At 40.3% G+C, this 23581-nt stretch carries 23 protein-coding genes and 1 pseudogene; 6 read left to right on the forward strand and 18 right to left on the reverse strand.

The annotated features are described in order from the left end of the window. Positions 1-107 precede the first annotated feature (107 nt). On the forward strand, positions 108-908 hold the full coding sequence (locus JJ692_RS14385; RefSeq protein WP_073204985.1) for a CAP domain-containing protein: 801 nt from the start codon (positions 108-110) through the stop codon (positions 906-908). 61 nt (positions 909-969) lie between these two features. On the opposite strand, the gene JJ692_RS14390 is transcribed toward JJ692_RS14385, so the two are convergent. The 10 genes from JJ692_RS14390 to JJ692_RS14435 all read right to left on the reverse strand — a co-directional run bounded on the left by JJ692_RS14390 (position 970) and on the right by JJ692_RS14435 (position 12523). Further along, entirely contained in the window at positions 970-1842 is an 873-nt protein-coding gene (locus tag JJ692_RS14390; protein WP_151039407.1) for an NAD(P)-dependent oxidoreductase, read from the reverse strand. A gap of 13 nt (positions 1843-1855) precedes the next feature. Continuing rightward, positions 1856-2641, reverse strand: a complete 786-nt coding sequence (locus JJ692_RS14395) for an SDR family oxidoreductase (RefSeq protein WP_044331932.1) — start codon at positions 2639-2641, stop codon at positions 1856-1858. Positions 2642-2714: 73 nt separating this feature from the next. Then, a complete protein-coding gene (locus tag JJ692_RS14400) occupies positions 2715-4676 on the reverse strand; it encodes a methyl-accepting chemotaxis protein (RefSeq protein ID WP_122631263.1) in 1962 nt (653 codons plus the stop codon). 113 nt (positions 4677-4789) lie between these two features. Continuing rightward, on the reverse strand, positions 4790-5818 hold the full coding sequence (gene splB, locus JJ692_RS14405) for a spore photoproduct lyase (RefSeq protein ID WP_024424698.1): 1029 nt from the start codon (positions 5816-5818) through the stop codon (positions 4790-4792). Positions 5819-5900: 82 nt separating this feature from the next. Beyond that, complete coding sequence (locus tag JJ692_RS14410) at positions 5901-6128, reverse strand: transcriptional regulator SplA domain-containing protein (protein WP_003211490.1); 228 nt, start codon at positions 6126-6128, stop codon at positions 5901-5903. 115 nt (positions 6129-6243) lie between these two features. After that, complete coding sequence (gene ptsP, locus JJ692_RS14415) at positions 6244-7962, reverse strand: phosphoenolpyruvate--protein phosphotransferase (protein WP_024426847.1); 1719 nt, start codon at positions 7960-7962, stop codon at positions 6244-6246. Further along, positions 7962-8228: a phosphocarrier protein HPr gene (locus JJ692_RS14420; protein WP_003211078.1), complete on the reverse strand. Its 267-nt coding sequence runs from the start codon at positions 8226-8228 to the stop codon at positions 7962-7964. The genes ptsP and JJ692_RS14420 overlap by 1 nt, the downstream gene beginning before the upstream one ends. Positions 8229-8321: 93 nt before the next feature. Next, positions 8322-10421 (reverse strand): glucose-specific PTS transporter subunit IIBC, encoded by a 2100-nt coding sequence (gene ptsG, locus JJ692_RS14425; RefSeq protein WP_024426846.1) that lies wholly within the window; start codon positions 10419-10421, stop codon positions 8322-8324. A gap of 202 nt (positions 10422-10623) precedes the next feature. Continuing rightward, positions 10624-11478, reverse strand: coding sequence for a glucose PTS transporter transcription antiterminator GlcT (gene glcT / locus JJ692_RS14430; protein ID WP_024424695.1), 855 nt, complete (start codon positions 11476-11478; stop codon positions 10624-10626). A gap of 55 nt (positions 11479-11533) precedes the next feature. Then, on the reverse strand, positions 11534-12523 hold the full coding sequence (locus JJ692_RS14435; RefSeq protein WP_044331922.1) for a LacI family DNA-binding transcriptional regulator: 990 nt from the start codon (positions 12521-12523) through the stop codon (positions 11534-11536). A gap of 93 nt (positions 12524-12616) precedes the next feature. On the opposite strand from JJ692_RS14435, the gene JJ692_RS14440 reads away from it, so the two are divergent. Continuing rightward, positions 12617-12760: a hypothetical protein gene (locus JJ692_RS14440; RefSeq protein WP_172643420.1), complete on the forward strand. Its 144-nt coding sequence runs from the start codon at positions 12617-12619 to the stop codon at positions 12758-12760. 54 nt (positions 12761-12814) lie between these two features. Here the strand turns inward: JJ692_RS14440 and JJ692_RS14445 are convergent, their stop codons facing one another. The 5 genes from JJ692_RS14445 to JJ692_RS14465 form a co-directional block, all read right to left on the reverse strand. Further along, a complete protein-coding gene (locus JJ692_RS14445) occupies positions 12815-13909 on the reverse strand; it encodes a M24 family metallopeptidase (protein WP_206533897.1) in 1095 nt (364 codons plus the stop codon). Between the two features lie 104 nt (positions 13910-14013). Beyond that, on the reverse strand, positions 14014-15933 hold the full coding sequence (locus JJ692_RS14450) for a heavy metal translocating P-type ATPase (RefSeq protein WP_034623349.1): 1920 nt from the start codon (positions 15931-15933) through the stop codon (positions 14014-14016). A 289-nt stretch (positions 15934-16222) separates the two neighbouring features. Beyond that, complete coding sequence (gene stoA, locus JJ692_RS14455) at positions 16223-16711, reverse strand: endospore biogenesis thiol-disulfide oxidoreductase StoA (protein WP_034623351.1); 489 nt, start codon at positions 16709-16711, stop codon at positions 16223-16225. 54 nt (positions 16712-16765) lie between these two features. Next, a complete protein-coding gene (locus JJ692_RS14460; RefSeq protein WP_024424690.1) occupies positions 16766-18082 on the reverse strand; it encodes a polysaccharide biosynthesis protein in 1317 nt (438 codons plus the stop codon). A gap of 309 nt (positions 18083-18391) precedes the next feature. Further along, positions 18392-19063, reverse strand: a complete 672-nt coding sequence (locus JJ692_RS14465) for a hypothetical protein (protein ID WP_087977256.1) — start codon at positions 19061-19063, stop codon at positions 18392-18394. Between the two features lie 407 nt (positions 19064-19470). On the opposite strand from JJ692_RS14465, the gene JJ692_RS14470 reads away from it, so the two are divergent. From JJ692_RS14470 to JJ692_RS14480, 3 genes are all read left to right on the forward strand, one after another. Further along, complete coding sequence (locus JJ692_RS14470) at positions 19471-19641, forward strand: hypothetical protein (protein WP_163115210.1); 171 nt, start codon at positions 19471-19473, stop codon at positions 19639-19641. A 328-nt stretch (positions 19642-19969) separates the two neighbouring features. Then, on the forward strand, positions 19970-21118 hold the full coding sequence (locus JJ692_RS14475) for a Rap family tetratricopeptide repeat protein (protein ID WP_206533898.1): 1149 nt from the start codon (positions 19970-19972) through the stop codon (positions 21116-21118). After that, positions 21108-21392, forward strand: a complete 285-nt coding sequence (locus JJ692_RS14480; protein ID WP_206533899.1) for a hypothetical protein — start codon at positions 21108-21110, stop codon at positions 21390-21392. Before JJ692_RS14475 ends, JJ692_RS14480 begins: the two co-directional genes overlap by 11 nt. A gap of 35 nt (positions 21393-21427) precedes the next feature. On the opposite strand, the pseudogene JJ692_RS19005 reads toward JJ692_RS14480, so the two are convergent. From JJ692_RS19005 to JJ692_RS14490, 3 genes and pseudogenes are all read right to left on the reverse strand, one after another. Further along, positions 21428-21656 (reverse strand): annotated as a pseudogene (locus JJ692_RS19005) (transposase); the annotation flags it as partial. Between the two features lie 276 nt (positions 21657-21932). Then, positions 21933-22583, reverse strand: a complete 651-nt coding sequence (locus JJ692_RS14485) for a cell wall hydrolase (protein WP_206533900.1) — start codon at positions 22581-22583, stop codon at positions 21933-21935. Between the two features lie 307 nt (positions 22584-22890). Further along, entirely contained in the window at positions 22891-23085 is a 195-nt protein-coding gene (locus tag JJ692_RS14490; RefSeq protein WP_039178090.1) for a hypothetical protein, read from the reverse strand. A gap of 167 nt (positions 23086-23252) precedes the next feature. On the opposite strand from JJ692_RS14490, the gene JJ692_RS14495 reads away from it, so the two are divergent. Next, positions 23253-23441, forward strand: coding sequence for a YkvS family protein (locus JJ692_RS14495; protein WP_003211747.1), 189 nt, complete (start codon positions 23253-23255; stop codon positions 23439-23441). The last annotated feature ends 140 nt before the right edge of the window (positions 23442-23581 follow it).

Consider the following 23581-nt stretch of genomic DNA (forward strand, 5'->3'; position numbering starts at 1 on the left):
GACAAACTTGCATTGTCAATGGAGGATGCTGGTACGTTTATAACAAAAAGTCCATGGTATGATTTTTTGTGAGAAAACAAAACAAAGATTTTAGGAGGAGTTACAATATGAAGAAGAAATCATTCTTTTTTTCAGCGCTGACAGCTGCTGCACTCATCACGTTCACTGGAGGACATTCAGCTGATGCGAAGGAGCTTAACCTGAAACAAGTAATAAATGTACAGCATCAAGCCATTGATCTTCATACACTAGCAGCAAAATTACATATCTCTTCAGATGTAAACAAGCTAAGCAAGTCGAATCAAAAAGAGATCGAAGCTCTATTAAACAAACTGATCAAAAGCGGTCAACCTGTTACAGGAACAAAAGTAGTAAAAGAAGTAAACAAAGCAAAACAAGAACAAAAACAAGAATCAGTGAAAAAACCAACTGCTTCTAAACCAAGCACTCCAGCAAAAGAAAATACAAACAACAACAGCAACACAAAAGCTGACCAAAAAGACACAACCGCATCAAAAGCAGACAGCAGCTTAAATGCATTTGAAAAAGAAGTGGTTGAACTTACAAATAAAGAGCGTGCAAAACAAGGCTTAAAGGCCCTTTCTGTTGATTCTAAATTAAGCAAATCTGCTCGCGCAAAATCTCAAGATATGAAAGATAAAAACTATTTCTCTCATACAAGCCCAACTTATGGATCTCCATTTGATCAAATGAAGCAATTCGGTATCACTTACAAATCAGCAGGTGAAAACATTGCCCAAGGTCAAAAATCTCCTCAAGAAGTTGTGACAGCATGGATGAACAGTGAAGGCCACAGAGCGAACATTTTAAACAAAAGCTTCACACATATCGGTGTTGGTTATGTGAAATCTGGCAACTACTGGACGCAGCAATTCATCGGAAAATAATATCAAAAAAACCTGTCCCTATTTGGGACAGGTTTTTAGTTTGTTTTGAGAGTGCTGCAAACTATTTGACCCATAATTTATAGATGCTCTGGGTCCCGCTGTTTTCTTCGCCCTGTTCGCTCAGCTTTTCATAAAGGGACTTCGCAAGTGAGAGCCCTGGCATTTCTTCCCCCATCAGCTCTGCTTCTTCAAGTGCAATGCCCATATCTTTGATAAAATGCTTCACATAAAACCCTGGCTCGAAATCGCCTTTCAGCATTCTTGGTGCAAGGTTTGACAAAGACCAGCTGCCGGCTGCACCTGTTGTGATGCTTTTGAGCACCTGCTCTGGATCAAGCCCTGATTTTTCGGCATAGGCCATTGCCTCTGCGACACCGACCATTCCCGCTGCAATGGCAATTTGGTTACACATTTTTGTATGCTGACCGCTTCCTGCCGGTCCTTGATATTGAATGTTTTCACCCATTTGCTCAAATAGCGGCAGACAGGCTTCATAGGCTGACCTTTCTCCGCCGATCATAATGGCCAGCGTGCCATTTTGGGCTCCTATGTCTCCGCCTGATACAGGTGCATCTAATGTAAATATACCTCTTTCCTTCGCTTTCAACTCAATTTCTTTTGCAAGCTGAGGCTTCGATGTTGTCATATCAATGAGATATGTACCTGGCGCAGCATGTGCCACAAGCCCATCTTCACCTAAATAGATCTCTTCTACATCAGATGGATATCCCACCATTGTAATGACGGCATCTGCACTTACTGCAATCTCCTTTACTGCCGGCTTCCATGATGCGCCTTTTTGAATCAATGCGTCTGCTTTTGCTTTCGTTCTTGTATAAACGATCACTTCATAGCCTGCATCCATTAAATGTCCTGCCATACTGCGACCCATTACACCGATTCCTATAAAACCAACTGTTTTGATTTGTGCCATCACTTGTTCCTCCTTAAAGAGACTTTGTCAATCCACCATCAATGATCAGTGTTTGACCTGTCATATATGTATTGGCTTCTGATAAAAGAAACATTGCATATGCTGCAAATTCCTCTGGCTGGCCGTAACGGCCAAGCGGGATCGCTCGTTCAGCCTGTGCTTTGATTTCTTCAATCGTTCGATTCTCTCTTTGTGCGCGGTGCTTTTCCAGCTGTTTCACACGGTCTGTTTCAATTTTTCCCGGTGCTAACGTATTGATCAAAATACCATCCTTTGCAAACTCCAGAGCGGCTGTTTTTGTCCAGCCGGCTATGGCCGGTCTAAATGTATTCGACAGCATCAAGCCCGGGATCGGTTCTTTCACTGACATTGACGCAATATTTAACACACGTGCGCCGCGTTTTTTCAAATAAGGCAATGCCTCTTTTAATAATCGAATATAGCTGAGTAAATGAAGCTGAAATGATTCGATCCAATCTTCATCTGTTAAGGTGTCGAGCGTTCCTGTTTTAGGCCCGCCTGTATTGTTCACAAGAATGTCTAGACACTTCTCATCACCAGCCGCCGCTTGAACAAGCGCCTTGATTTGCCCGGCGTCAGATACATCACATACTTGATAAGTCAGCTGTCCTTTGACAAGCGGAGACAGCTCGTTGACTGTTTCTTTCAGCTTCTGTTCATGTCTTCCCGAGAGCATCACATCTGCTCCCTCTTTTGCTAGAGCAAAGGCAATCGCTTTTCCGATACCTTGACTGCTTGCAGCTACCAATGCTTTTTTTCCAGTTAGATTGACATCCATGTCAACACCTCCTCTAGTTTATTTTATCATACAAAAAGAACCTTGCTCACATCACAAGGTTCCTTTCCGCTCATTACACCTTAAATCGGTCAACCGCCTGACGCAGTGCCTGGCTTGATTCGTTCAGCATTTCAGTTGAGGTTTTCGTTCTTTCTAACACTTGAACTTGTTCATCTGTAGACGCATGCACTTCCTCAGCTGAGGCAGCAGATTCTTCTGAAATGGCAGCAATACTTTGAATGGAGTCACTCATCTTCTGCTGTTCTTCTGTCATTTCATTAATCTGTGTATGAATACTGTCGATTGAACCGACAAGTGCCTGCATTTCCATTGTGATGCTGCTGAGTGCCTCACCTGTTGCATTGATGGCGGCACCTTGTTCCTCATTCATTTTACTTGCTGTTGTCATCGCTTCAGCCGCCTTCTTCGATTCATCTTGAATGAGTTTGACGGTTTCACTAATGTGTTTTGTTGACTGCGCAGATTGTTCAGCAAGCTTTCTCACTTCTTCTGCAACTACAGCAAATCCTCGTCCGCTTTCTCCTGCTCTCGCTGCTTCAATGCTTGCATTTAGTGCAAGTAAATTCGTTTGATCCGAGATTTCAGAGATGGCGGTCACGACATTTTCAATATTTTTCGTTTTATGCTCAAGGTCTAGCAGCATTTGCTCAACCTTTTTCGATTCTTCACTCGCTTGTGTTGATTTTTGGACGAGCAAACCAAGTGCGTCAAGCCCTTTATAGCTTGCATCTTCAGATGATTTCGAGTTGGTTTGCATTTGTGAAGCGAGCTCACCCATATGGCGCACTTTCTCATACAAATACTCTGATTTTTCATTAATCGTTTCTGCATCTGACGCCTGCTTAGTCGCTCCTGTTGCCACCTCTTGAATGGCCGTTGCAATCTGTTCGCTAGACAGCAAAGTCTCATTTGAAATGTGGGTCACTTCATCCGCTGATTTCACAACTTGATCTGAAGCCCCTTTCACTTTTTCAATTAACTCCCTGACATCCTCGGTCATTTGATTAATGCTTTTCGTGAGGGAACCAATTTCATCTTGGGATTTCACTGCAAGCGTACTTGTTAAATCGCCTTCTGACACCTTACGCACATGCTCTATTAGACGCTTGATTGGCGTTGTAATGCTTCTTGCCAATAAGAAGCTGAGGATTATCGCAAGAATAATGGCAATGACGGATATAATGATACTTGTCTGATTCATTTGTTCTGTGATCCAAAGCAGTTTACTTTTCTCAAAGCTGACACCAACCGTCCAATCGGCTTCTTTGATTTTAGATAGGACCGTCAGTTCTTTGCTGTCATCAACACCTGAGTTGTCAAGCGCTTTTTTCACAGAAGGGACCTTTGATATGTTTTTTCCTTGCTCTGTTGGATGCGCCAAAAGGGTGCCTGTGCCATCAACTAAGAAAGCGGTCCCCTTATAAGGAATCTCTTGTTCATTTATATACGTTTGAATAGACGACAGCTTCAAATCAAGTCCAGCGACCCCAATGACTTTTCCATTTTTGACAATCGCCTTCGTGGCTGAGACAATCACTTTTTTCGTTGCTTCATCGACATATGGATCTGTCCAAACGACCTGATCAGGCTTTTCTGCTGCTTGTTTAAACCAGCCTTGTTTCGATGGATCATATCCTTCGCCAAGATCGAACTCCGGAAAGCCGAACATTTTTCCGTCACTTGTTCCAATATAGGCAAACGAAATGAGCTTATCCTGTTCCTGCATGTTTTTTAGTTCATCGTTTTCAAAAGCCAATGTTTGCTTGGTTTGTTTTCGCGCAAATTCTTCAGTCATTGTACTTGTTGCGAGTTTATTAATTGTATTGCCGTAATTATCAAGCTTTTCTGTAATAATGTCTTTCATGCTTTCTGCCGTTGCTGCTGCGGTGGTTTTTGCATCTCGTTCAATCAGTGGTCTTAACACTAAGTTGGAACCCACTTGAACAGCCACGACGGTTAAAATTAAAATAACTGAGATGAAAACAGCTATTCTCACTTGAAGTTTCTTAAACATCTCATCACCCCTACATCTACTTTCACACCTTAATTTATATATCGGCAAAATGATACCGCATTCAATAGTTGTAAGAAAATTTAAATAGAAAAAACAAGCCTTATTGGCTTGTTTTAAGTAAAATATTCAATTTTTGCAGAAGGAAAGTACTGATCTATATATGACTCTAAAGTCTTTCTTAGTTCTTGTTCCTCATCTTTTTGATAGATATATTTTCCTATTCCGTATCTTCCCCACTTGTACCTTCTTTTTTCTTCATCCAACTCTAATTTTGATTTTGGGTAGTTTTTTTGAATCACACGCTTTGCTGGTTTTGTAAAGCGATGCTGAATCATCTCAAAGGTGATATCGTCTCTCACATCTTCAGGAAGAGCTGCATCAAGCTTTTCAAAAAGAACTTTATATCCTTCCTGCCAGCCTTCATGGATGTAGATTGGAGCAACAATAAAGCCTAGAGGATAGCCTGCCTTTGCGACCTTTACAGCCGCTTCAATCCGCTGATCTAGCGGTGATGTGCCGGGCTCAAAATATTTAATGACATAATCGGCATTGATACTAAAACGGAATCTTGTCCGGCCATTATGCTTTGCGTCTAACAGATGATCAACATGATGGAACTTCGTGACAAAGCGAAGCTTTCCTAAGTCGGTCTGCCCAAAGTATTCAATCGCTCGTTTGAGTGTATGTGTCAAATGGTCAATTCCTACGATGTCTGAAGTACATGATGCTTCAAATCTCGTGATATCCGGCGCCCGCTCGTTCATGTATTGCTCTGCCTGATCTAATATTTCTTCTACATTGACGTACGTTCGAATGTACGGCTTACTTCCCATTGTTGTTTGCAAATAGCAATAATGACAATGTCCCATACACCCTGTTGCAAATGGGATCGCATACTCTGCAGATGGTTTAGATGAGTCAAACTTCAATGTCTTCCTCACACCAATGACAAGCGTTGACTTCGCATTACGATACTTTTGCAAGTCATTTTTTCCCGGAATATTTCTGACCTGGTTGTGTGAAGTCGTTTCTCTTATTTCGATTCCCATACCCTCAAACTTTTCCTTCAGCTCTCGTCCTAACGGGTACTCTAACGCCCGGGGTTCAATGTAAACAAGCTGGGGAACGAAAGGTTTGATCATATTAAGCACATCCTTACCTTTAAGGTTTTCATACCGTTACTTTAACCGCACAGGATGGCTTTTATCCTTTCTAAAATCTCCCTTATTCAAACAAGTCTTGATAAAGAGCTTCTGCTTCTTCATATGTTGGAAACACAGCATCATCAGGTGCTAGTGGATGATACGTTTCAAGTAAAAAGAGGGCAAGCTCTTCTTCGTTGTATGGATGTGAAACAATTTCTGCTTCTTTAATTTGTGCTACGTTTGCAGCATGTGGATTTCGATAAATCACATATACTTGATCACCCGGTTTGTAGTCTGAGAAAGGCAATCTGGTCACCTCCATTTTTTAATTATAGGGTGCCCTTCTCACTGCCCAATATGACTCATTATGATAAAATTCGACAAAAAAACCAGACAGTCTCACCTGTCTGGTTTTCATTCACTTAGTTCTGTTGAAACGTCTTCTTGACGAAATCAACCACTTCTTCTGTTGTGCTAAGTGATAAAATATGCTCTTTAAATGATGCAGCTTCTTCTTTAGAAAGCTTGCTTAGCTGCGTTCTAGCTGGAAGAATGGATGTTGCACTCATTGAGAATTCATCTAATCCTAATCCAAGTAGAAGTGGGATTGCGATTTCATCTCCTGCCATCTCTCCGCACATGCCGACCCATTTACCCTCTTTATGCGCTGCTTCGATCACAAGCGTAATAAGACGTAAAATCGCTGGGTTGTAAGGCTGATAAAGGTAAGACACTCGTTCGTTCATTCGATCAGCAGCCATTGTGTATTGAATCAAATCATTCGTTCCAATACTGAAGAAATCTACTTCTTTTGCAAATTGGTCTGCGATGACAGCTGTTGATGGAATTTCTACCATCATTCCGATTTCAATGGAATCAGAAACGTCTGTACCAGCGGCAACCAATGCTTCTTTTTCTTCAAGTAAAATGGCTTTTGCTTCTCTAAATTCTGATAACGTCGCGATCATAGGGAACATGATTTTCAAGTTTCCATATGTACTTGCACGAAGTAAGGCGCGTAGTTGTGTTCTGAAAATCTCCTGCTCTTCCAGGCAAAGGCGAATGGCTCTATAGCCAAGGAACGGGTTCATTTCTTTTGGAAGCTGCAAGTAAGGAAGTTCTTTATCGCCACCAATATCTAGTGTGCGGACAACCACTGCTTTCCCTTCCATCTTCTCTAAAACTGTTTTATAGGCATCAAACTGCTCTTCTTCTGTAGGAAGCTGGTCTCTGCCCATGTATAAAAATTCAGTACGGTACAATCCGACTGCTTCGCCGCCATTTTCAAGTACACCTTTTACATCTTCAGGTGTTCCGATATTTGCAGCTAGCTCTACGTGAACGCCGTCTTTTGTAACCGTTGGCTGGTCAACAAGTTTCGCCCATTCCGCTTTTTGAGCTAAGTAGTCTTCATGCTTTTTTTGATACGCTTTCACTTCATCTTCAGAAGGCTGAATGATGACGTCGCCGCTAATACCATCCACAATGATCAGATCATCGTTTTTCACCGTTTTTGTTGCTTCTTTTGTCCCAACAACTGCTGGAATCTCCATAGATCTTGCCATGATCGCTGAGTGAGAAGTACGACCGCCGATATCTGTTGCAAAGCCTTTGACAAATTGTCTGTTCAGCTGAGCAGTATCAGAAGGTGTTAAATCTTCAGCAATGATGATGACTTCTTCAGAAATCATGCTTGGGTTTGGAATGTCAACGCCTAGCAAATGGCCAGTCACACGTTTCGTTACGTCGCGAATATCCGCTGCACGTTCCTTCATGTATTCATTGTCCATTGCTTCGAACATTGTGACAAACATTGTCGCTGTTTCTTTTAAAGCAAACTCAGCATTTACTTTATCAGATTTGATTTTATCCTTTACTGGGTTTAGCAGTTCAGGATCACTTAACACAAGAAGGTGGGCAGAAAAGATATCTGCTTTGTCTTGGCCAAGCTCTTTTAGCGCATGCTCTTTAATTGCTTCAAGTTCTTGTTTAGAAACATGAATTGCTTCTTCAAAACGCTTCACTTCTGTCTCTGGATCATTGATGTCTTTTTGGTGAACTGTTAAATCTGGTTCTTCCAGACGATACGCTTTTGCAATCGCAACGCCTGCTGAAGCACCGATTCCTTTCAGTTGTTGCATTACTCGCCTAGGCCTTCACTTTTCATTGTGTCTTTAAGCGCAGCAAGTGCATCATTTTCATCAGAACCAGAAGCAGAGATTGTGATTGTAGCACCTTTCGCAATTCCTAGAGACATTACACCCATAATAGATTTCAGGTTCACTGTTTTACCATTATATTCTAAGTTGATATCAGCATCATATTTACTAGCAGTTTGTACAAGAACTGTTGCAGGACGTGCGTGAATTCCAGAATCTGCAGTTACTTTGAATGTTTGTTGAGCCATTTTTATCAATCTCCTTTTTATACAATTAATACATCCACAATATTATATCATACTGCCGAGCTTGTCATCTAACAAGAACGGCAGTTATGAAAATTATTTTGAAATTTTCATGATGTTTTCTTGTCCAGCTTTGATTTCACCGGATGCTTGAAGGTCAATAAATTGTCCTTCACTTAAGTTGGTAAATACAATTGGAGTCATCAAAGATGGTACTTCAGACTTAATTTTATCAATATCAACCTCTAAAAGTTTTTGACCGATTTCTACTTGATCTCCCTCTTGTACAAATGCTTCAAACCCTTCTCCTTTGAGGCCGACCGTATCAATTCCGAAGTGGATCAAAATTTCAAGTCCACCATCAGACTGCAGGCCAATGGCGTGTTTCGTCGGGAACACATTTAAGATCTTCCCTCTTACCGGTGAAACAACCGTTCCATCTGTTGGCAAGATGGCGAAACCGTCACCCATCATTTTCCCTGAGAATACTTGATCTGGTACATCTGTAATTGGATGAAGCTCCCCTGTAATTGGTGAAGCAAAAATTTCTTCCCCTTGCTCATTTTGAAGCGGTTTTGCAATAACTTCTTCAACCTGCTGGCTGACTTCTTCTTTTGCAGAAGGGTCTTTCGCTGGACGAGGCGTGCGGCCTGCAATGATGTCCTGCATTTGTGTTTTTAAGTTATCAGAGCGAGGGCCGAAAATGGCCTGAATGTTGTTCCCTACTTCGAGAACACCAGAAGCGCCAAGCTTTTTCAAACGGTCTTTATCCACTTTCTTCTGATCATTCACAGTGACACGTAAACGCGTGATACAAGCATCCAGGTGCTTAATGTTTTCTTGATCACCCATTGCTTCAAGGATTTCATAAGGCAAGTCATTACCTTTTTCAGACTTCGCCTCACTTGCTCCATCTGCTGCTTCATCCTCGCGGCCTGGTGTTTTCAGATTAAATTTGCGAATAGCGAATCTAAATCCGAAGTAGTAAATGACAGCAAGTACGAGACCTACTGGAATGACGAGCCACCAAGCGGTTCTATTTGGCAGGATACCAAATAGGAAGAAGTCGATTAACCCTCCTGAGAAGGTCATCCCGATTTTCACGTTTAGAATATCCATTATCATAAAGGATAATCCAGCGAATACACAGTGAATCGCAAATAATACTGGTGCAACAAACAAGAATGAGAATTCAAGCGGTTCAGTGATCCCTGTAAGGAAAGAAGTAAGGGCCGCTGATCCCATAATTCCTGCTACTAGCTTTTTATTCTTTGGTTTTGCTTCATGGTAAATCGCAAGTGCTGCTGCTGGAAGACCGAACATCATGAACGGATATTTCCCTGTCATGAATGTACCAGCTGTCAGCTGTACACCATCTTTGATTTGCGCCATGAAAATACGCTGGTCACCACGGACAAGCTCTCCTGATAAGCTCTTGTAGCTAAAGAACTCATACCAGAATGGTGAGTAGAAAATGTGGTGCAGACCAAACGGAATTAATGATCGTTCAATGACACCGAATACAAAGGCAGCCAGCGGCTCATTCGCTGCGAGCAGTCCTGTTGAAAATGAGTTCAGTGCACCTTGGATTGGCGGCCAAATGACTAGCATCAATAGCCCTAAAATAAGTGCTGAAATAGAAGTAACGATTGGAACAAAACGCTTACCAGCAAAGAAGCCAAGATATTGCGGGAGCTCAATTTTGTAAAATTTATTATACATATAAGCTGCTAATACCCCGACGATAATCCCGCCAAAAACGCCGGTAGACAAGGTCGGTATGCCGAGCATATTAATATATGCTGGATGGCTTTCCTTGAAGAACTTAGCCAGTTTGAGTGAATCGGATGGAATGGATCCGTTAGCCATTAATACGGCACTCATCGTGACGTTCATGACAAGGTAACCGATGATAGCGGCAATCCCTGCCACTCCGTCTCCATTGGCAAGACCGATGGCAACCCCTACAGCAAATAATAGCGGAAGATTCGAGAAGACGATGTTCCCCGCATTCTCCATGACACTTGCAACAAGCTGAATTGTATCATTGCTTAAAAATTGAGCTACATCAATCAGCTGCGGATTTTGCATCGCATTCCCAAGTGCCAGTAAAATACCAGCAGCAGGAAGGATCGCAACTGGAAGCATGAGTGCTCGTCCAATTTTTTGCAACACACCAAAAAGTGATTTAAACACTGGTTGAACCTCCTTTTGTTTTCGCTTACAACATACATTTGGGATGCTCCCTGACGTACATTTCATAATTAACCGTTTACATTTCACTTTCAAACGCAAAAAAAGGCATGGTGATATAAGGTTGCGCAAATAACAGGATCTTATCCTGTATTTACCTTAAGTCACTCATGCCTGATCGAATCAGTTACACGTTTCAAGGAAACTATGAAATTTTATTTGTCAATCTGTACAGATGAAGTGTCAGGTAGACAGCCTCAGCATCCTGTACAGGCTTTTTCAATGCATGCTGCAAAATTTTGATCATTTTCCAAGCAGTATTGTAGCATAAAGGATATTCATTTTTCAATAGATGAAGCAATTTTTCTGGCTCCTCTAATGATTCTCCCCGTTTAATACGCTCAATTGAAAACGTAATATGGCGTAATAAGCGTAAATAATGAATACTTTCTCTGTCTACTTTCATATGAAATGAATCTTCAATGACTTGGACCATTTGTGTAATGAGCTGCGAATGACGGTTCACTTCAGATAATGGCCGATTCGTCAAAGCTGAATGGATATGAAGCGCTATAAAGCCAATTTCTCCTTCTGGCAGCTTCGTTTCGACATCTGGCCGCTCGTTAATCAGTTCAACGACTTCCTTTGCAACCTCGTATTCTTTCGGGTAAAGCGATTGCGTCTCAAGCATAAAAGGGTTCGTGATATCATAGCCTTGCTGCACCCGCTTAAAACTAAACGCAATATGGTCGGTCAGTGCAACATGTATATGCTCATTCAATCGTTGTCCCATTTTTTCTCGTATATGATAAATGACGTCATTGGCAAGCTCGATCATGTTCTCATCAATATGATGAAGCAGTTGTTTATATTCTGTTTGTTCCTTCGTGTTTTTTAACACAAACATTTTTTCAAACACGTCTTGATCGAGAAGATCCCCCGATTTTTTACCGAAGCCGATCCCTTTCCCAATCAGAACCACTTCGCCCAAAGAAGGGTGTCTTGCGATGATGACATTATTATTTAACGCTTTATCAACGGTGAAGGATTCCATGAACATCCCCACCTCCTTCTTATTCAATCCCTCTTATCGTACAAAACAGATGAAACGTGCGTCAACGATTGTTTTTCAAAACGGTTGTTGTTCGCTCAATCAGGCGAAATGGCAGCATTCTTTTTTCTGATTTCTCTCCCTTTAATGCCCGGTCAAACAAGTCAAACGCTTCCTGTCCCATTTGTTTGAGGGGAATATGAATGCTGGAAATCCCCAAAGCCTCACTCAATTGGTTATTTTGAAAGCTGAGTATGGCTGGTGATTCTCCTACTTTTATGTCTTGACGCTGCGCCTCTAATAAAAAGCCGGCAGAGACTTCGTCATTTGTAATAAATAAAGCTGTAGGACGATTTTTCATTTCCTGCCATTCTGCAAATAATTGCTTCCCATCAAGCAGGGATAACTTCCCTTCGATGATCCACTTCTCATCAATGGTCTGCCCGAGCGATTGCATCATGTCTTGATAAGCCTGAAGTCGCGACTCGCTATTCGCTCCTTCTGTTCTGGCGAGAACGATCGCAATTCGTTGATGGCCGCATGCCGCCAAATGATGCAGGCCTTCCTTAAATGCTTGATCATGCGCAATCGACACGGTTGAGCATTGATCGTGCGGTGCAGGATGACAAAATATAATCGGCCCTGATTCCTGCCACTTTAAAATGTGACCATCACTTAACGCATTTGAACAAAATATTAAACCATCTACACGGCGCTCTTTTAAACTCATTAACGCTTCTTTTTCTTTTAATGGGTCATATCCTGTTTGAAATAAAGCAAAATGCATGCCGCGCGCCTGTGCTTTTTCTGCAATACCTGTGACGAGTGCACTGAAATAAGAGTGTTCAATGTTTGGAAGGACGATGCCAAGCATATTCGAATAGCCCTTCGCTAAATGGACCGCCTGGATGTTTCTCGTATACTTGAGCTCTTTCATCGCTTGTAGAACACGTTCCCTTTTTTCTTCTTTAACATAAGGATGCTCATTCAACACACGTGATACGGTTGTCACAGATACGCCCGCTCTTTTCGCAATCTCCCTTATGTTTGCCATTTTTTCTCCTACTTTCTCTTGATATGGTAAGCGTTTCATACTTTAAGATGTATGTGAGCTGAACAAATCACTGGATGGAAAGGGGAATTCAAGATGGGTTTCATCATATGGATTATATTATGTATGACTGTTTTGTTTTCTGCTCGTTTTGCATTACATCCTTTAGGAAAAGAACATAAAATCAAATCGTTTCAATCAATTGATGATTTTTTTGTTGATAAGGATCGAGAAGAGTGATAAAAAATCACGATGACACTTCCAAGACCTGGACGTTCATCGTGATTTTTTTCATTACTTGATGATCGTCAGCTCTTTCGGATAATTGGTTAAGGTGACTGGACCATCTGCCGTAATGAGAACATCATCTTCAATTCTTACGCCGCCGACTCCTGGGACATAAATTCCTGGTTCAATCGTATACACCATACCTTCTTGCAGAAGGTCGTCATTTGCCTGACTCATAGAAGGAAACTCATGAACAGAAACCCCTAACCCATGTCCGAGACGATGAGGGAAATATTCACCATATCCCGCTTCTGTGATCAGCCCGCGGGCTTTTAAATCAAGATCACCGATTCTCACGCCGGGCTTACTCATTTCAAGTGCTGCCATTTCTGCATTTAAGACGGTTTGATAGATGTCCTTTTGCTTTTCAGAAGCTTCCTGATAGATGAATGTTCTTGTGATATCTGAGCAATATCCATCGACAATGACGCCAAGGTCAAATAACACAAAATCACCTTTTTTTAAGGCTGCCTGTCCCGGATTTCCATGAGGCTCGCCTGATTTTTCACCAAAGAGAACCATAGTTGAAAAGGACATACCTTGAATGCCTTTTTTCTTTAGTTCATATTCTATGACAGCGAGCACTTCTGTTTCTGTGATTCCTTCTTTTAAGGCGTTAACCCCAATCTTTACACCTTCATCTGCCAATTGAGCCGCTTTTTTGAGTGTAGCAATTTCAGATTCATCTTTAATCAGTCTGAGCTGATTGAGCGCATCTTCAGCCCGGACGAACGTTTCTGCCCCGGTAACAGCTTGGAGCTCTTCTGCTCTTTGAAGCGGAATTGATTCTTTTTCAATGGCAAGACGCGCCGCTTGAATACCTCGTTTTTCTATCGCTGATTGAATGAAATCAAATGGATTCTCATGATCTTCATATCCAATGATATCGCCGGACCATCCTGCATTTTTTGCCTGCTCGACTTCCATTTTAGGCAAAATAAAAAATGGTTCTGCCTCTTGGAACACAAACAGCCCCATCACTCTTTCATGCGGCTCTGTGAAGTATCCAGATAGATAAAACACATTTTCCTTTGTATGTATAAATGCACCTTGAATGTCTTCTTTCTTAAGCCAAGAAGACAAGCTCTTCATTCGGTTCATCATGATCCTCCTCACACGTTTTACTACTGATCTATTGTATCAGTTTTTGCTTTATTTCGCACAAAAGCGCACTGGCATGAATCCAGTGCGCCCTGATGATTGATTTAAGATGCACGAAGCAGACGCAGACCATTTAAAATGACCAAAATCGTACTTCCTTCATGCCCGATGACGCCAAAAGGCAAATCAAGCACTTGTAAGAAATTCGCACAAATTAACAGACAGATCACCGTTAATGAGAAAATAATGTTTTGCTTAATGATTCGATTCATTTTTCTTGAAAGACGGATCATCTTTGTTAGGTTATTTAAATTGTTCTTCATTAAGATGAGATCCGCTGTTTCTAAGGCAACGTCTGTGCCTCCGCCCATCGCAACCCCAACATCTGCTGTGGCAAGCGCTGGTGCATCATTGATTCCGTCTCCTACCATGATGATTGAATTACCTTGTTTTTTTAATTGATTGACCTCATGTACCTTTTCATCTGGAAGACATTCAGCCACTACGGTTTGGATGCCGGCTTCCTGCGCAATGGCTTCAGCCGTTTTTTGCTGATCTCCTGTCAGCATGACGGTCTGGATGCCTAAATCATTTAGTTCTTGAATCATTTTTTTGGCTTCAGGTCTGATTTGATCCTTAAGGCCAAGACAGCCAACAACTTTTTCATCCTTTTGAACGTAGACCACTGTGTATCCTTGCGCTGAAAGGTCATCACCTGTCTCTTCAATCTCGCGGTCGATTGACGCCTTACCCGCAAAGTCTTTCTTCCCAATCCGCCACGTTTCTCCATTTAATTGTGCTTTCACACCAAATCCAGAGGTTTCTTCAATGGTGACATGGACTGTTCTTTCTGTTTGGTGCTCTTTTGCCATATCAGAAATTGCTTTCGCTAATGGGTGGTTTGATTGACTCTCAATTTGATAAAGTGCCTGGTAAAAAGCAGATTCATCCTGCCCTTTCGTCATGACAACTTGTTCTACGGCTGGCTTCCCGCTTGTAATCGTCCCCGTTTTATCAAAAGCAATCATGCTGCTCGTGCCTAGTTTTTCTAAAAAGACACTTCCTTTAACAAGCATTCCATTTCTTGCGCCATTTGAGATCAATGACAGTGCGGCTGGCATAATGGATGCAACAAGAGCACAAGGTGAAGCAACGACCATAAACACCATAGCCCGATAGAAGGTTTCACTCATGCTCCAGCCGAGGACAAAATGAGGCAGAACCATTAATACCGCGACGGTGATCAGCACACCTTTTACATAGACACCCTCGAATTTTTCGATAAATGCCTGGCTTGGCGAAACACTTTCTTGAGCGGATTCGACAAGTTTAATAATTTTATGGAATAACGTTTCTTCATTATGTTTCGTGACTTCCACTGTTAAGGAACCATTTAAATTCACTGTTCCTGCAAATACGTCTTCCCCCTGCCCTTTTTCCTGTGGAATAGATTCGCCTGTGAGGGCAGATTCATCCACACTTGTTCTCCCGCTTAAAATGACACCATCTGCTGCAATGCGTTCCCCAGCTTTGACCATAATCCGGTCACCTGGTGTTAATGAAGAAGCGGCGATTTGAATGGTCGTACCGTCTTCTTCAATTAAAGTTGCTTCATCTGGTGCAATGCTCATTAATGCTGTTAAATCTTTCTTGCTTTTATTTGACGTATACGTTTCAAGCGCACCACTCAGTGAGAAAATAAAAATTAAGATAGCGCCTTCTGCCCAATAGCCGATTAGAGCTGAGCCTATTGCTGCGAAAATCATTAAAAGTTCCACATTCAAGGTCTTCGACGAAATCGTTTCTTCAATTCCTTCCTTCGCCTTTGCAAACCCTCCAATAACAAAAGCTAGGATGAAAAGAGGAATGCTCCACATGCTCTGATCCTTTAGAATCCATCCAATTAAAATGAGAATCCCCGAGATACCTGCTGCAATTAATTCTCCGTGCTGAGCCCATTTATGTAAGGACCATTTCGATTCCTTTTGATTTGTCGTTTGATAAAGTGCTGTATTCTCATTCATGATTGTTTTCTCCTCTCTAATTGATAATCGTTTTCACATTATCAATCGTTACCCGTTTCTTTTTCCATCTATATTTTCTGCTATTTCAAGCTTTTTATTGGTCTGTAACTCATTATAACAGGTTCTGATCAATTTTCAATTAATAATTATTATAATTTCTTTTTGATAATAATTATCATTATTGATATAGATCGTTCCGTCTTCTTCTGAGCACAGTGTATTCAGATGAAAAGCAAAGGAACACAAAAAAGAACCAACAGAATTGGTTCTTTCACATAAAGGATTTGTTCTACGGATTTGTCCACTCTTTGATTTGTTTTTTCGTCAGTGGACCTACATGATTTTTCACCACTTCTCCTTTTTCGTTAATCAAAAAGGTCGTTGGGATGGTGATGATTTGATATTTCTTCATCATTTCTCCGTGTTCATCTAGGATGATCGGGAATGTAAACCTTCTGTCTTTCACAAATTGGGCAACAGCATGTTTACTTTGTTCAGCACCTAGTAAATTCACGGTCAATATGTCAACATCACTCTGATTTTCTTTCACAATCTGTTCAAATTCGGGCAGCTCCATTTTGCAGGACGGGCACCATGTTGTCCAAAAATGCAAAATGGTCTTTTTCCCTTTTTCGGGAACCATCTGCATGTCACCATTTAATGTCGGCGCCTCTATCCTTGGCGCCATCACAGGCTCTTTTGCTTCTGCTACTGCGCTCATGAGAAATAGAAGCACGCTCATCATCAGAAGACTGGCGGGTAGATGTTTACGATTCATCAGGATCTTCCTTCCCAGTTTTCTTATAGCTTGCCCTCTCGATGACGATGACATTCAAGCTTTTTTCAATGTAAGAAACATTGAAACGCCGAGCTCCTTACAAATCGTCGCATAATGCAGCGCAGTCAAAAGTAGCATGCCTGTGTTCATCCCTAAAATGACCCCCATCATATTCAAGCTTTCAATTGAACCAAGGAAATACACCATAGAAAAAGAGACGACATGCACCCATATATTATGTAGGAACACATCTTTGATGAGCCCCATTCCGATTAAACATGCTTGAAACGGCATCACAAACAGATGGCATAAAAAGTATGGCCAAAGCAGCTGTAAATAGACAGCAGCTTGCGGTGAATCAAAAAAAAGCTGTGTGAGCGGGTAAGCAAAATAATACATCACCATCACTGCCGGCACCCCGTATCCAAACGTTATGAGAATCGCCTGTCTGACACGTTTTTTCACCAGATCATACTGACCTAAAGCATAGGCTTCAGAGACACTCGGAATCATCACAATCATGATGGAATGAGCGATAAACGCTGGGAAAAACCCGATCGACATTGCGACACCAGCCAGCATGCCATAATGATCAACAGCAAGTGTTCCAGAAATGCCTGCTGCCACGAGCGCTCCTTTGATTAAAAATGGTTCAACAGCATTGGCAATCGCATGAAAGATGCGCATGCCCGTTGTCGGAATGGAAACGGCTAATAGGCGCTTTCGCACATCACTTCCTCTTAATTCAACAGACCTGACATTCACAGCATTTTTTGCCATGACGTATTGGGAGTATAAATAAATAAAGACAACAAGATCACTCGCAACAATGACACCAATGGCGATGAGTACTGCTGTTTCAATATCAAACGAATACCAATGAAAAAACAAAAACAAGCAGATAAGCTGGATCGTTTTCTTCAGCATATTGGCTAAAGCAATTCTGCCCATTTGCTGCTTTCCCATAAAATAGCCGCGGGCAATGGAGGTAAACGCAATAATCGGGATAAGTGACAGCACTAGGCCCTTCATCAGCGGATGATACGACTGAAACACTGGAATGAAAGGCAGTACAATGGCTGCTATAGCTGTTGTTGTACTTGTCACCACAAGTGTCATTTTAAAAGCATGACGGAGCATGCTTTTGTGGAGACGCTCATGTGATTCTGCAATGAATTTAGAAATGGAGACTGGCAGCTCTAAACTGGCGATCACAAGGACAAGCATGATGATTGGAAGGATACTCATATATAAACCCATTCCATGTTCTCCAAGCTCTCTCGCTAAAATCATATTGACTAAAAACTCTATACACTCCGCAATAAAAGCTGCGACAGATAGCAGAATGACCCCTTTTACAAATCGATTCATGTAGCCTCCCCTTGTCTAAAGCAAATTCTTTTCACATTCTATGAGACAAGTCCAAAAAATATTTTAATAATTGAAGACAAAAAAAGAGCAATCTCATTGATCGCTCTAAGCATGTAACAAACCCTCGCTTGGTGTCAGTCCCACGTGCTGGTGTTCATGAATGTCAAACTTGCTCCGCGCCAATACCTGTCCTTCCTAGAATTTAAGGATTTTCATATCACAATTAAGAAGACAAAGGGCTAAAATAAACAACATTTTAGTCCTTTGTCAACAATCTGAAGCAGGCTCTTACTGGAGCCTGCTTCTTTTTTAATATTTTTTTCCGAGTCGTGTTTGATGGCTAACCTTTTTTAGAAGTTTTTTGCGCTTTGAATCTTTGTAGACAGATAAGACAAATTTGTTGTTCCAGTAGCCGTTTTTCGGACTGTAGTACGTTTTGAATGTGTAATGAAAGACTTTTTGACCTGTTGATCCTGAAGCGGATGTTACTGCTGTAGCTATTATGGCTACTGCTTTCAGTGTCAAGACTGCGCCAGCTATAGCACCGGTCCCCGTTGGTAATGCTAAAATAGCACCTGTCACAAGAGCGACAATAGCAACAGTGATGTTGAATTTGTTTTTATAGTTTTTTACAAGTCTCCATTGGTAATCTTTGTTTGACTTTGTGCTAATCTCGCCGTCTTCATTGATTAATTCTTTTCCAGCTTCTTTAAATTCCTCTAACTCAACTAATTCATTGTTGATACGAAGTTCTTTTTTTGCTCGGTCAAAAGAGACGGTATCAACTTGTTCGCCATTATCAATCGTTATTGTTTGAGTGCTGCCTTTGGTCACGGAATTGAAAGTATGTACCTTACCTTCAATTTTAGTTTGATAAGATTCTTTAATTTCTTGAGGTTGGTGGGTTACTGCGGCTACGGTTTGTAATGGAACTGTTAAAAATAGCGTCAGGCCTAAAAGCACGATTATGAACTTTTTCAATTTGGATATTTCCCCCTTGTTTTTTGTGCGATAATATACATATGGATAAAAAATGCTTTTCTTTTAAAAAAAGGTAGTTGAGGAGTGATTGATGTGTTTTGGACTTGGGTAGTAGGCATGATCGGGATAATCATAGGAGCTTGTATTTTTGCAACGGAGTTCGAAGATGCTACTTTCTTCACTCGCTTTATTTTCAAGCTTATTGCGATTTTACTTCTTGTGTTTTCAGTGACTTTTATTAAGTGGCGGCGTAAAAAAATAAAACAGCATAAGTCATAGTTCTCCCTCCTTTTTTTGACATGTTTTCATCCTATCATTGATTGATTCATATTTGGGAATTCATTGGAAAATTTCTTTTTGGGTTGCGGTGACCGCAATATAGGTTCTTTTATTTTGGGAGAGAATTTATGATAACTGTAGTACCAGTATTGATGATGTTAATCGGTGCTTCTTATTTTGCTTTTCATATGAAAAAACGTAAAAATAATAAAGAAAAAAAGATGGGGTATAAAGTTCTTTTTGCCGTTGTTTTCTTTTTACTGAGTGTCCCATTTATCAATATGGTCATCACTGGATAATAAAGAACAGGCTCTTCAGCCTGTTTTTTGTTTCTTAAAATACATGGCGACTATTTCAAAAACACCACCAATAGCGTTTATATTCGATTCTAAACACGTTTACTTTTTAATATTGTGTGATGCTTCAAGTGCGCTTATATGGGATTTAAATGCGTTTGCCATTTTAACAGCTGCGATAGCATCTAAAAACCGATATGTCTTGTGTCCTACTTGCTTAAAAAATGATTGCGACATGCCGAAAATTTACACATAAATGGATAAATAGGGTTTTATTAGGAATTATTGTGCTAACATTTATTAAAAATTGGTTTTCTAGGGGGGATTGTAGATGGCGTCTATACCGTCTCCAGTTGTAGCGATCAAGATCAATGAATGGTATAAACATATAAAAAGATTTAATGTGAAAGAGGCCCATATGCTAAGAGAAGAGGTTAGAAAAGATATCGATGTCATGGAAGAAGATGAACAGGCGGTTCTTTATTTTCAGTTGATGGATTTCCGTCATCAATTGATGACAGACTATGTGCAGCCTTCTAAAAAACCACTTGAAAAGTCGGATTACTTAAAAGCTGTAGAAGGACAAGGAAAGAAGATGTCAGCCATTCTTGAATACTATTTTAATTTTTTTCAAGGAATGTATGAATTCAAAAATGGTGAGTTTATTAGAGCTATTGTGTTCTATAAGCGCGCGGAAAAGCGCTTAGAGCAAGTAGGGAATGAGTTAGAGCAAGTAGGGAATGAGTTAGAAAGAGCGGAATTTTATTACAAATTATCAGAAGTGTTTTATCACATGAAACAGACCCATGTGTCTATGTATTACGTTGGTCTTTCTTATGATACTTATAAGGCACATAAGAGCAATTCACTTTATATGATTCGAGAAATTAATTGTCTAACTGTAATGGCTGGTAATTTCATTGATTTTGAATGCAGAGAAAAGGCGCTTCCTCATTTATTGTCAGCTTTAGAAAAATCTAAGGCCATTTCTAATAAGCCAATGATTGTGAAGTCATTATTTAATATTGGTTGTTGTTATAAAGGATTAGGTGATTTTAATAGGGCACTAGCTTATTTTAATCAGGTTATTCTTGAAGGAGAGCCTATTCATGCTACAGAGTTGCTTTTGGTTTATTATGAATTATCGTTATTTCATTTGAGTCAAAAGGAATTTATTGAGGGTGAAAGATTTTTCAAAAGAGGCTTGGAAGAAGCGAAGAATAGAAAAAATGATCTGTTTTTATCGTTGCTGATGGTATTGGAAATTTTATTTTTAAAAACAGCAAACCTAAGTGAGGTCTTGAGCTCGTTGGAAAAATTAGAGAATGAGAGGGGTTATCCATACATGGAAGACCTAGCGCTCGAAGCGGCTCGGTACTATAATGAGAATGGGCGTATGGATGAATCTGTAAAAATGTATGAAAAAGTGATGTACGCCCGAAAACAAATCCAAAGGGGCGACTGTTCATATGAATTTTAAAACGGTTCTTACTGGTTTTTTGAGTGCTTCAGCATTGCTAGGTGTGATCTCTTTATCATCTGTCAATTTTGATGTGAATTCAAGAAATGCTACTTCTCCAGAATCAACTGATCTGACTGTAAGAAATGCTACAGACAGTAGCGTTACTACTCAAGATTTTCCTCTTATAACTTTATCTCAACATGATAACGATTGTGCTGTAAGAAATGGAACACGTTCTAGTGTAAATCCGGATATTCGTTTTGGAACACGTGATTCTAGGTTATCTACTTGATGAATCAAACAGACCTTTAGAGTCTAAGACCGTAGTCAAGCCCCACCTTTACTTCGAGTAAAAGTGGGGTTTTCACTTATTTTGATAAAATTGATAGCCTGCATTGAAACTTTTTTCAGTCCTCGAAGTTTCGTCCATTGCATACATGCTTTTCTTTTGCATCTGCAAAAACACGTTCTATTGTCTCTTTCCTTTTGTATAGATGTCATTATTCATTTATGTGAGTCTAAGATGATCTGCTTCATTTAGATAGTCCTGCCAAATAGATATTAGATCAAAACCATTTTAATGAGGACAACAATATCCACACTTGATCTGCCATTGTCTGAACTAAAATGATCCTTTGACAAGATCATAAACGAAATCAAAATGATCTTCAGGCACTAATTCATCTAAGGCCACTACTTCTAATTGATTTCTTCTTCACGTTTCGATAGCATGTTCATCTCCCACAGAAATATGTTATTGTCCATATTATACAAAAAAGCGTGTAGACTTTGTCTACACGCTGAGAGCAATCTCATTGATCGCTCTTTTTCTTTATACGGCAAACACGTGACGGCCGATGCGTTCTACAATTTTGCGGGAACGAATCCAATGATCTGTTGCCGTTTTTGGATTATAAAAATAGATAGCCTTTGTTGTTCTGTCATGCTCTTTTACTACCTGCTTCACCGCTTTAATGGAATCTTGATCTGCCTTATCATGAATGCTTCCATTCGATACTGGCTGGAAGGCATTTCGCTGATAAATCACACCTTTCACGCTGTCAGGAAAAGATCGATGCTCCACCCTGTTTAAAACAACGCTTGCCACCGCTTTTTTCCCTTCGTAAGATTCACCTTTCGCTTCAGCATGTACCAATCGAGAAAGCAAATCCATTTCTTCATTAGAATACTGTTTGCTGCTTGCCTTATTCGTCGATTCAGATTTTACTTTTTTCTTTTGCTTCGGTTTTGAAGACTTTTCTTCTGTTGACGTACTTAGCAATTTCACTTTTGGCTGACGCTTTTCTTCAGAAAATGCTGGGATGACTTGATCGTGGTCTTGATCTATATATGAAAGCTGATGTTTAACAGGTGCTTGTGAAAGTTCGTGACTTAATGTGCCTTGCTGCTCTTGTATATTGTCCATCTTCATTGCTGCAACGAGCATAAGGATGACAAAAAGAGCTGTATGAATTTTAATCATTCGCCTTTTTCCTCCTTTAATCAAAAGTAGGCTGTAAGATACTTGTCCACTCTAACAAGAGCTCATTCTATTTTCACGCACAAAGATTTACATGCCTGTCCAAATTCCGTCATTAAATGGCATGTCCTAGTTGAGCGCACATAAAATGGAATTGTTAGCGCTTAAAAAGGTCCCTTTTTCACCTATCATCATCCTTATGCTCCTGATTATGGGTTATTACATTTTCTTTTCATATGTATCAGAGTGGTTTGAAGTGTGACAAAAGAATGAAAATAAAAAAGCTTTCTCTCATCAATGAGAAAAAGCTTTAGCTTCTTGCTTCTGTAAGATATTCAAAAATAACATCTCCACCATGTTTGGCGATCCCGCGAAAATGTTTAAAATCATCTTGATTCACCAAAACAGAACGAAACGTTAAAAAATCATCTTTTTGGATGGTCACTTGTTTTTCCGTCCCATTTCGTAAAGATTCGATTATTGTGAGGATTTGTTCTTCAGTCAAAAAAACCGCTCCTTTTCAGCCATGATCAAATATTAAATATACCATTCGTTAGAAAAGCATACAACGAAAACAAAACAAAAACGTCTTTATCCTTTACATTGGTATGAAAATATTGCAAAATACTTTTTAATAGGGAATGAAATCTGTTTTTAAAGGAGAGGGATCGGTTGAAGATTGCAAAAATTGGAAATGTGATCGAATTTAGAAATGGTTTAACAGGTGTAGTTGAAAAAGTGAATGAAAACTCTGTCATTGTGGATGTCACCATTATGGACAACTATAGAGATTTAGAACTGGATTCACTAACAGTCGTTAATCATAAAAACTATAAAATCATCAAAGACTCCGTACATTAATTTGCAATCCTCAATTCAGACGATCGGTACATACGAAGCAAAGCTAATCACGATTTGGTCAAATGGTGAAAGCTATTTCAATACCCTTCTTTTTCATTTTAAAAAATGATGAGATGCAGTATTAGCTCTAGACAGGAGAA

The organism is Bacillus sp. 3a, assembly GCF_017161885.1.
GTDB classification, from domain to species: Bacteria; Bacillota; Bacilli; order Bacillales; family Bacillaceae; genus Bacillus; species Bacillus safensis.